The organism is Parashewanella hymeniacidonis, assembly GCF_016900895.1.
Taxonomy (GTDB): domain Bacteria; phylum Pseudomonadota; class Gammaproteobacteria; order Enterobacterales; family Shewanellaceae; genus Parashewanella; species Parashewanella hymeniacidonis.
Genome location: NZ_JAFEUN010000034.1, coordinates 1 through 9,198 on the forward strand (window position 1 = coordinate 1; position 9,198 = coordinate 9,198).

The following is a 9,198-nucleotide window of genomic DNA, read 5'->3' on the forward strand; positions in this document are numbered from 1 at the left end:
TGTTTTGTTCAGAATCGCCATTTTATTTTGATAGTTGTCGTGGTTGACTTATTATCTCAAAAATAAAGCTTTTCTCCTCAGATTTTTCTTCTTAATTTGTTACCCATGTTTGATGGGTTCCCTTTGATCGAAAATAATTACGATTATGTACTTGTGGATTGTCCACCTGTACTTGGTGTTTTGATGGTTAATGCTTTAGCGTGTTGTGAGCATATTATCATTCCTGTTCAAACAGAGTTTTTAGCATTAAAAGGCTTGAATCGAATGGTGAAAACCATGGTGTTGATGGGGCGTTCTCAAAATACTCGTTACCAATATACTATTGTGCCAACGATGTTCGACAAAAGAACAAAAGCTTCTCTGCAAGCACTAAAAGAATTACAAGAAAACTATGAAAACACACTTTGGCAGAATGTCATTCCCGTAGATACAAAATTTCGTGATGCAAGTTTGGCGCATTTGCCAGCTTCACATTATGTGTCTAACAGCCGAGGTGTTAAGGCATACAGTGGCTTATTAACTTATCTGAATTCAAAGAGTGTAGGTAATGGTTAATAAAGTTGATGCCACCGTTGTTGATTTCTTTTCTGTTCTTTTAAAAGACACTAAAACGAGTCAGAAGCTCAGTTTTGCTGAGCCAGAAGAAAAAGAAGTCAAACAACAAAAAGAGCAAGAGTTACAAGCGTTACTCTCCACGATTCCAACTGAGACGAAAACAGTAATAGATGACGTTACTGATAAAGCTGAAGTCTCATTTGTAACAGAAGAAGTCATTGCCAAAAAAACTGAAATAAAGCCTGAAACAAAGCCACTTCTTGCCGATATATTAGATGAAGAATTTCAGGTCTTATATTTTTCTGTCGGAGGTTTAGTACTGGCAGTTCCTTTAGTAAACCTTGGTGGGATTATTAACTCTGCCAATTGTACCAATATACTGGGAAGGCCTACTTGGTTTAACGGTGTCCAAACCAATCGTGAGCAAAATGTAAACGTAGTTGATACCGCAGCTTGGGTCATGCCAGAAAAATATACTGATGAACTTAAAGCCAGCATAAGTTACCAGTATGTTGTATTATTAGAGGGCAGTGATTGGGGCTTGGCGTGTGAATCACTTATCAGCGCTGACACCATTGATAAGTCAAAAGTGAACTGGCGCCAAAAAACAGGAAAAAGACCATGGCTTGCTGGCGTGGTCAAAGATAAAATGTGCGGAATTTTAAATGTTGATGCTTTGATCCAAATGTTGGATAAGGGTCTAAATTGTCAAGATTCGATTAATTGAGGTAACTATGACAGATTCAAAAAATTTAGCTGTATCTGCCAGCAAGGATGATTCAGTGCTGCAATGGGTGACATTTAGGCTTGATAATGAAACCTATGGCATCAATGTAATGCAAGTCCAAGAAGTATTGCGCTATAGCGAAATTGCACCTGTACCCGGTGCTCCTCACTATGTATTAGGTATTATTAATCTACGTGGTAATGTCGTAACCGTTATCGATACACGTGCTCGTTTTGGTCTGCCAAGTGCTGACGTTGATGATGCGACGCGTATTGTGATCATTGAAGCTGAAAAGCAAGTTATTGGTATTCTTGTCGATAGCGTAGCTGAAGTGGTTTATCTTAAAGGTTCTGAAATTGATAATGCGCCTAATGTAGGTACTGAAGAAAGTGCTAAGTTTATTCAGGGCGTAAGTAATCGCGGTGAAGAGCTATTAATTTTGGTTGATCTTGATAAACTCCTGTCAGATGAAGAGTGGAATGAAATCGCTCAACTATAATTCAGTTTGTAAAGTATTTTATTAGGGAGTGGGCGTAAATAATGGGAAATGAGTTATTAATTGCAGCCTTGTTTTATGCCACTGCTTGCCTTGGTCTCGTTTTATATTTGCAAAAGCAAATTGGCAAGCAGCGTTCTAAAGTTGATGCGCTAACCACTCTAGTTAAAGATACTGAGAAACAAAGAGATATCTTTAAGAAAGAACTTCAAGAGCTTCGTAATGGAACGATTGGTGTTGGACGCCGAGTGATTGAGCTTGAAAAGAAGTTAAAACAGTATGAAGCTCGACTTGATGAAGCTGAGCAAGAAGAGCCACAATCAAGAATGTATACTCGAGCCATGAAAATGGTTTCACTCGGCGCAGATATCAAGGAAATTGTTGCTGAGTGTGAGTTACCGCGTGCAGAAGCAGAACTATTAATTCGATTGCATGGCGCGAAACAAGAAGCATAAATTTTTTTTATGTAATGCCCACCCAAATTGGGTATTACATATCTCTAGGATCCTTACCTTCCAGCATATAAACAAACGATAAAATCTCAGCGATCAAACGAAACAGCGCTTCCGGTATTTCTTCGCCTAAATCTAACGTTTGTAAAAAATCACTCAAATGCTTGTCTTGATGTATATGCACACCAGCCTGTTCTGCCAACGCAATAATATCAGCAGCGATGACACCTTTGCCTTTGGCTGATACAAAAGGTGCACCCTTTCCACTATATGTGAGTGCTGTAGCTTGCTTTTGTTGTTCGGTCATGTAGAAACCTTAATAAATGCATTTACGTCTGATAATAAGCTTATCGGTATCGTTTTTTGGATTACGGTTATTGAGTTTACTTTAAAACCTATCGGTTCGACTTTTGATATCAGATGACTTACAAATACATTGATTTTATCAATGAGTGCAGCGTGATTAGAAGATAACTCTATGGTGAGCGCATGTGAGTGATTACTTTTGACCGTAACCAGAAGTGAGCCTAGACTAATGTTGAACTTAAGTGTTAGTTTCCAAGCGTGCAATTCATTATTACTCTCATTATTTCTTTCTTGCAGATAATGCCCCTCAAAGTATTCAAGTTGATTTTGTTGCCAGTAAGGTAGCCCAAAGAACCAAGATATCTTGTCGTCAGAGAAATGAGATGCAGACTGATACTGAATTATTTTGTTTTTTACTTTGTCAAAAACGTGTAAATCATCAATCTCAAATATCCTTTCTAACTCAATGTGTTGTTGATAATATAAATTTTGCTTTAAAGCTTGAATCGATGAGCTATTTGCATGGGAACTGTCACTTTTTAGCAGCAAAAGCTGCCAGATAAACTTAATGGATTGAGCAAACGACAAGGTTGTACTCGCATTGGTATCTGCTGGTCTCAAAACAGAGACCTCTGTGAGCTCTGTTTGAAGCTGATGCCAAGACAGTAAATTCTTTAAACGTGGGATTTTTAGTATATTCGCTAATGCGATTGTTTCATGCGGCTGTTGTTGAGTTAATTCGCTTTGAATATTGCTAGCACCTAAATTTCTAATCCGCTTAGTAAGCCGGTTATTTGAAGAGGGCAACTCGATTCGGTGTCCATTACGTTGAATCACTTTGTTAAATAAAGAGTTAAGCAGAGAAAAATAAGAGTGATTAGGATTTCCTTGAGTTTGATTAAGCGGAACAGATGAGTTTGATGCCTCAATCAATGGCAGCGAAGCAACTAAGTTCATTGTTGTTAGCTTGACTTGCTTACTCGATGAGTCTAATTCAACCACAACAGTTGTGTCATTGAATGCTTTTTCTTTGACTTGAAACTTTTTACCGCAAAAATACAAATAGCAGCCTTTCACATTGCCGAACCCAAGAAAATGCAAAGCAGAATGTTCAGGTAATAGAGGCATGGTCAGTAAAAGTTGCTTAAACTGAGGTGTTAGTGATAGGTTTTGAAAAGATCCTTGAGAAAACACAAAGAGGTCATGAGGTTGAATGTTTGCTTGAGATGTTGCAAATGTGGTTGATGATGAAACCTTTGGCAGTAATAACGGGTCAATAAAATAATGAGCTCCCTTAATTATTAAAGGCTGATGGCCTGTTAACTGAGGAGTGCTGAGTTTATGTAATGACAGCTGCGAGAGAGGGTGGTTCTTCATCGGGGTAGAGCTTAGCTCGGCAGACGGAATACGATTGAAATTTGTCATATTTACTCTGTTGGTATTACTTTGTACATATATCGACTCATTGAATTATAAATAAAGTGATTTTACCAAATGTTAAAATTACTTATAATTATTCAGCTAATAATATTGGAAACCAAGGAATACATGAAACTTAATCTTGCACTGGTAGTTGCTATCGCATCGATATCATTTACAGGTCTTGCTCATTCTGTAGAGAAACACAAAGGCGATACTCATGCCGAGCCACAAAAAGGAAAGCCTGAAACTGAAGTAAAGTATATGGATGAAAGAGATCCTTTCGAAAGCTTTAACAGAGCCATGTGGAATCTCAATTATAACTATTTAGACAGATATGTGCTTAGACCCGTTGCACATGGCTACAATGATTACGTACCAAATTTTATGCAAGATGGTGTCGATAATTTTGTGCACAATTTAGATGAGCCTTCCTCTTTGGTGAATAACACTTTACAAGGTAAATGGAAATGGGCACTGAATGCCGGTGGTCGTTTCACGATTAACTCTACATTTGGCATATTAGGCTTGGTTGATGTCGCAGATAAAATGGGGTTACCAAGAAAGCAGGATGAGTTTGCTGAAGTTTTAGGCTACTACGGTGTTCCAAATGGGCCGTATTTTATGCTGCCTGCTTATGGACCGACAGTGACTCGCGAACTTGCAAGTAATTGGGTTGATGACCTATATTTCCCACTTTCAGACTTAAACTTCTGGCAAAAAGTGGCCAAAGTTGGCTTAGATGGTATAAACACACGAGTTAAGGCGATCCCTCAAGAAAAACTGCTCGATAACGCATTAGATCCTTACACATTTGTTAAAGATGCTTATCTACAACATCTTGATTTTAAACTTCATGATGGAAGGGTTACCCAAAAACAGGGTGATGATGAGCTTATTAATGATTATCTTGACGAATTAAATTAGCGAAACTTCAATACTGGTGTTATAAGTTAAATACTGTATACAAATTGTAGAGCTTCTTAGGGATAAAAATGAAGTTATACAAAGCATAACGACATCAAAAAAAGAAGTTTAGGGAATGCTTGTTTACGGATAAACATTCACCAATTGAATTAAGGTGAGAAAATGGCGCTAAATGATGTTTCTATCTTGTTTATTGAGCAAGAGTCAAAGTTTCGTTCTAATACTTTTGAATTTCTTTCTCAGCAAGGGGCCAATGTCTCCGTCGCTGAGGACGATAGTAAAGCGCTGTCCTATTTCAAAAAGCATCGATTTGATCTTATTTTAATCGATCTTTCTTCCCCAGAGTTAAACGGCTTAGAGCTTCTGAAATCACTTACAGACATTAATGCATCGATTCCCTCCATTGTGTTGTCAGGGAATAGCGTCATGACAGATGTTGTTGAAGCACTCAGAATTGGCGCCAGCGATTATCTAATTAAACCGATTGATGATTTATACGTTGTTGAGCACGCTATTCAGCAATGCCTGTCTGATAAGTCTGATGATGTGCCTTCCGAAATTGTTGATGAATTAGCCTACGAAGAGTTTCAAAGTAACTTAGAGTACGTTGAAGAAAGCGTCGAAGCGGTTAATTGTATTCAACAACAATTATTTCCTGCTGCTGAAATTAATTATCCTGCCGCAGACGTTTGCTACAGCCTATTTAAAAAAGAAGATATTAGCAGCTATTTAATTGACTCCACATTAGTCGGTGAGCAACATTTACTCATGTACATGGCTCACTTCCAACCAGAAGATGACAGAGCTGGCTTCGCAAGTGTATTGTTGAGAAGTTTAGTAAATCAAAAACTCAAAGCGTTCAGAATGGGAAAGAGCCAATCGGTTATTGAGCCTTTTAATATGATGAGTTACTTAAACGATCGTATTGCAAAATCGGGCTTGGATATTTTCATTGATATGATTTACGTAACCGTTGATTTAAGAAGTTACCGAACCGCAATTGCACAAGCTGGACAAGGATTAAGGTGCTACCTCAGAAATACTGAAGGCTTAATGCCATTGGCGATATCAGACACCTTACAGCTTGGTATGAACAATTGGGGAAAAACAAGTACTCAATATCGAACGTTAAATCGTGGTGAACACCTGTGCATTTCGACCAGTAACCCTGAACATAAACCTTTACTGTTGAACAATCAATTTGTTGGTCTAGTGCAAAATAATGAAGTGCCGTCCGGTGGATATATTGAATTGAGACTTTAGTTGGGGCTTAACGGTATTTCTTAAAGAGTGTATGCAGTTTGTGAATAGACATACATTTAATAAGTAAAGAAGTGCGAAACAATCACAATCAACAATCAACAATCAATAATCAATAATCAACAATCAATATTCAATATTCAACAATAAAAAACGCCTCATTTGAGGCGTTTTTTATTTCAGCTGTATTAAATCAGATATTAATGCTTAATAGCTTCATGTTCAGCCGTTACTGCAAGCTCTTCTTCAATCGCTTCAATTGTTGTGTGTGCATGGTCTGCATCTTCGGCACCGTGCATCCAATCAACAAGCTTGTCAGCCATAAAGTAAAGGATAATGCCTGACGCAACGGACACGATAGCGATACCAGAGAAAATACCCATAGCATTCGCAAGTTGCTCTTCAACCGTACCATCATGGCCGATGAATGAACCAACAACACCACCAATTTTGTTTGCAGCAGCAATAAATAGGAACCAAGCACCCATCATCAGAGACATAATTCTGAGAGGAGCAAGTTTAGTTACCATTGATAAACCAATTGGAGACAAACAAAGCTCACCAATTGTGTGGAAGAAGTATGCACCCACTAACCACCACATGCTTGATTTACCGCCAGCGTCACCACCTAACTCAAGAACAGCACCGATCATGAATAAGAAACCAACCGCTAAGAAGAACAAAGCTAAAGCAAACTTAACAGGAGAGTTCGGCTCTTTGCTACCAAGCTTAATCCAAATCGAAGCGATTACAGGTGCAAAAATTACAATGAATAACGCATTAAGAGACTGGAACCAAGTTGTAGGTACTTCAAAACTACCTAGCATTCTGTCGGTAAAGTCATTGGTGAATAAATTCATCAAACCGCCAGCTTGCTCAAAGCCAGCCCAGAAGATAATAGTGAATAAACCCATAACCATAATAACTTTAATGCGGTCACGTTCGATTTTTGTTAGAGGTTCTTTACGCGTATTACCGTTACTGGCGTTACGCTCTTTCTCTAGTTTTGCTGCTGGAACATTACCAATATCACCTAATAGCTTTTGTGCAAAAACCATTTGTATGATTAAAGATAAAACCATACCAATACCAGCGGTTAAGAAACCAACTTGATAGTTACCATCGTAATAAGCGACGATTGAACCAACTACGATTGCACCTAGGAATGCACCTAAATTGATGCCCATATAGAAGATGGTGAATGCACCGTCACGACGATGATCGCCTTCTTCGTATAAATCACCAACCATGGTTGAAATATTTGGCTTAAATAAACCGTTACCTATGATCAGTGTAAACAAACCAAGGTAGAACATTTCAGTTTCAAGGCCAGGAACCATCGAGTGAGGGAAGGCAAGCGTAAATTGACCTAAAGCCATTAATGCACCACCAATCATGATGGTTTTACGTTGTCCAAGAAGGTTATCAGCAATCCAGCCACCTAACAGTGGTGTTAAATAGACTAAACCTGTAAAAGTACCGTATAAAGAGATTGCATCTGCTTGGTTCCAACCAAGTCCATTACCACCTTCAGATTGAACTTTATCTACTAGATAAAGTACTAGAATGGCTCTCATCGCATAATAACTGAAACGCTCCCACATTTCAGTTGTGAACAGCAGGAATAATCCTTTTGGATGTCCCAGCATTGTTCCCTGAGGTTTTGCTGCACTCATTTAAAATTCCACCTTAAGCTCGTGATTGTTTGTATGCGAAAAAAATAGACTACCGCATACTAATTTTTTTTAACTGCTTTTATGTCACCTTTTCGATATTTGCCAGTTGTGCTAGCAGTACCGCAAATTGTTAAACAATTAGTCAGTGAGTTTGTAATTTTGTTGAAATCACATTGTATATACCTTTTGTGTTGAACTAAAGTCAATTTTGTAACCTTAGGTGGTGAAAAAGTGAACGTAGTGAGTGGTGTCACAAACACAATGACAAAGCGGCATCAGAAGTTGAACATCAAATAAAAAAAGGAGGATTTGGTTATAACAGTATGACTTTAATGTTATTTAGTTTTAAAAATAAAGCGTAGAAAGTTATGAGTAGTATATATATTGGGCATTCACTATTGATACATTAATATTATCTTTTTCGTATTGCAGATTTTTGATATTATCCCAATCTCGATAAAAGGATGTCTGTGGTATTGGTTTAATAGGAAAAGCAATGAAAGCTTGGTATTTGTTATATTGTAAGCCTCGAAATGAAATTCGAGCTAAACAAAACCTAGAATTGCAAGGTGTTGAAACCTACCTTCCTTTAATATCAGAAAGTAAAAAGCAGCGATCAGGGAAGATTCAGAATACGCAAGTTCCTCTATTCCCCAACTATCTTTTTATCAACTTTAACCCACAGGAGTTTCCTGTGAGTCGTATTCATTCCACACGTGGTGTGAATCAAATTGTTGGTGTAAAAGAAGATATGTTGCCGCTCGATCCAGAATTAATTACTCGTATCAAAATCAAATTGGCTGAGCTCTCAAATTCTGAACCTGAAACGTCAGAAGATATAAAGAAAGGTGACAAGGTTCGCTTTTCAGAAGGCCCGTTTGCAGAAGTTGAAGGAATTTTTGATGAAGCATCAGGAGAGAAAAGATGCTTTGTCTTATTGAATATTTTAGGAAAAATGAAACGGGTAAATGTTGCAAGTGAAATGGTAGAAAAAGTAACTGTCTAAATTGTGACACTATCCTTTGCAAACATCCTCAGAATGGTCTTTAATAAGCGCCAATTTATTAAAACAAGTTCTAAAAATGTAAAATTTCAGTGGAAGATAAATCCTAGATTTAACTGAATATAAAATGATGAAGGGCAAGTTGGAAGCCGAAATCCATGGGCGGTAGCGTGCCTGAAAGGCAATAGAGTGAACAGTTTCACTCTATTAGCTACCGCCGAAGGGCCTCTGGCCCGCCACGCGGATCGGTTGTGCCTGAAAGGCAATAGAGTGAACAGTTTCACTCTATTAGCTACCGCCGAAGGGCCTCTGGCCCGCCACGCGGATCGGTTGTGCCTGAAAGGCAATAGAGTGAACAGTTTCACTCTATTAGCTAC

The 9,198-nt window shown here is 38.2% G+C and carries 9 protein-coding genes and 1 pseudogene; 7 read left to right on the forward strand and 3 right to left on the reverse strand.

Features of this window, described 5'->3' with window-relative positions:
• Positions 1-123 precede the first annotated feature (123 nt).
• The 4 genes and pseudogenes from JQC92_RS08575 to JQC92_RS08590 form a co-directional block, all read left to right on the forward strand.
• Positions 124-555 (forward strand): annotated as a pseudogene (locus tag JQC92_RS08575) (ParA family protein); the annotation flags it as partial.
• Entirely contained in the window at positions 548-1,282 is a 735-nt protein-coding gene (locus tag JQC92_RS23160; RefSeq protein WP_204999259.1) for a chemotaxis protein CheW, read from the forward strand. The pseudogene JQC92_RS08575 and the gene JQC92_RS23160, both read left to right, overlap by 8 nt.
• Positions 1,283-1,289: 7 nt before the next feature.
• Positions 1,290-1,781, forward strand: a complete 492-nt coding sequence (locus JQC92_RS08585; protein WP_204999260.1) for a chemotaxis protein CheW — start codon at positions 1,290-1,292, stop codon at positions 1,779-1,781.
• A gap of 41 nt (positions 1,782-1,822) precedes the next feature.
• Entirely contained in the window at positions 1,823-2,233 is a 411-nt protein-coding gene (locus tag JQC92_RS08590; protein WP_129946606.1) for a DUF2802 domain-containing protein, read from the forward strand.
• Between the two features lie 34 nt (positions 2,234-2,267).
• Here JQC92_RS08590 and JQC92_RS08595 read toward each other — a convergent pair whose 3' ends face one another.
• A complete protein-coding gene (locus JQC92_RS08595; RefSeq protein ID WP_204999261.1) occupies positions 2,268-2,537 on the reverse strand; it encodes an EscU/YscU/HrcU family type III secretion system export apparatus switch protein in 270 nt (89 codons plus the stop codon).
• A complete protein-coding gene (locus JQC92_RS08600; RefSeq protein ID WP_204999262.1) occupies positions 2,534-3,961 on the reverse strand; it encodes a hypothetical protein in 1,428 nt (475 codons plus the stop codon). Before JQC92_RS08600 ends, JQC92_RS08595 begins: the two co-directional genes overlap by 4 nt.
• Before the next feature lie 123 nt (positions 3,962-4,084).
• Between JQC92_RS08600 and JQC92_RS08605 the strand changes: the two genes are divergently transcribed.
• Together JQC92_RS08605 and JQC92_RS08610 are read left to right on the forward strand one after the other, a co-directional pair.
• Positions 4,085-4,882 carry an MlaA family lipoprotein gene (locus tag JQC92_RS08605; RefSeq protein WP_204999263.1) on the forward strand — a complete coding sequence of 266 codons (798 nt, stop codon included), beginning with the start codon at positions 4,085-4,087 and terminating at the stop codon, positions 4,880-4,882.
• A gap of 162 nt (positions 4,883-5,044) precedes the next feature.
• Positions 5,045-6,145 (forward strand): response regulator, encoded by a 1,101-nt coding sequence (locus tag JQC92_RS08610; RefSeq protein ID WP_204999264.1) that lies wholly within the window; start codon positions 5,045-5,047, stop codon positions 6,143-6,145.
• A gap of 197 nt (positions 6,146-6,342) precedes the next feature.
• Here the strand turns inward: JQC92_RS08610 and JQC92_RS08615 are convergent, their stop codons facing one another.
• Entirely contained in the window at positions 6,343-7,818 is a 1,476-nt protein-coding gene (locus JQC92_RS08615) for a peptide MFS transporter (RefSeq protein WP_204999265.1), read from the reverse strand.
• A 496-nt stretch (positions 7,819-8,314) separates the two neighbouring features.
• Between JQC92_RS08615 and rfaH the strand changes: the two genes are divergently transcribed.
• Positions 8,315-8,824 (forward strand): transcription/translation regulatory transformer protein RfaH, encoded by a 510-nt coding sequence (gene rfaH, locus JQC92_RS08620; protein WP_204999266.1) that lies wholly within the window; start codon positions 8,315-8,317, stop codon positions 8,822-8,824.
• Positions 8,825-9,198: the final 374 nt, after the last annotated feature.